Genomic DNA, 1,040 nt, shown 5'->3' with positions numbered 1-1,040 from the left:
ATTAAGAAGAACCCCTGAACAAATCGTTCGTTTTAGCGGTGCCTTAATAAACAAGTTAATCGAAGATCTTTCTGAAATATGTTCTCAAGGCGAATATGCCGACATGTACAAGAGTGAGTTAACTAAAATTTCCAAGGTCGAAATAACAGGTCATAAAGATCAAGAAACAAGAGATGCTTCATTTAAACTTGACAATGAAGGTACTACACTTGTTATTGCGTTAAATGCTTCATCATCATACGACTCAAAATATTCAAAATTGCTTAAGGCTCTTTGGTAAATAATTTTTATAAATTTCATTTTGAAGGAATAAAATGATAAAAAAAATAATTACAATGATATTTTTTTCAAGTCTAATGGCAAATGCGCATGAAAGTGTATTTGATGTTGACGAAAAAGAAATAAGCACATTGCTAGAACAAGGAGGATATCAGGAAGTAATAAACCTTTTACCCAAAGTTCTTCCTTCTTTACGCTCTTCAGAATGGCAAGCTTCAGCAAAGGCATCATTTACAGAGGTACTGAAACAAAATTTAGCTAGTGGTAATTTTAACGGTAATTTGGAACAAGGAAATGTTATTAAAACTAAGTTTCCTTTATTATTAAACGATGTCGAATTAATGGAAAAAGTACTTCAAAGTGGTTTAGTTGTACATCCTAGTTGTAGAAGTCGTTTTGATAATCAATGTATGTCTATTTTTGGCTATTCTTTAGCATTTAACACCCAAGGACCGAATCAAGCAGCTAGATTATTTGAGGACAATAAAAATCAGATCGCCAGTGAGCAGATAGAACTCATTCAATTCTATGAAATAGCTTCTAGAACACAACGCGACGATATTTGTACAGATCCAAAGCTACAAAATACCATTATTATAGCAGCATCAAGAACCGAGGTCATTTATCAGAAGGCTGCTATTAATATCGTAGTTAAATCTTGCTTAAAATTTAAATTTCCTACTCTAGAGGACAATTTACATCGTGATGATAAAATACAAAATCTGATGTGTGCTCCAATGAGTAAATCTGGACAGCTTGGA

Annotated in this window: 2 protein-coding genes; both read left to right on the top strand. The window is 32.7% G+C overall.

The window, feature by feature from the left end:
* Nucleotides 1-280: hypothetical protein (locus tag H5202_RS23215; protein ID WP_182774079.1), on the top strand; the 280-nt coding region annotated here is incomplete at its 5' end.
* 34 nt (nt 281-314) lie between these two features.
* Nucleotides 315-1,040 (top strand): hypothetical protein (locus H5202_RS23210; RefSeq protein WP_182774078.1); only part of this gene is annotated, 726 nt, incomplete at its 3' end.

It is taken from the genome of Shewanella sp. SG41-4 (genome assembly GCF_014164505.1).
Lineage (GTDB): Bacteria > Pseudomonadota > Gammaproteobacteria > Enterobacterales > Shewanellaceae > Shewanella.
The sequence above is the reverse complement of the archived record's forward strand: the minus strand, read 5'-3'. Positions and strand labels throughout refer to the sequence as shown.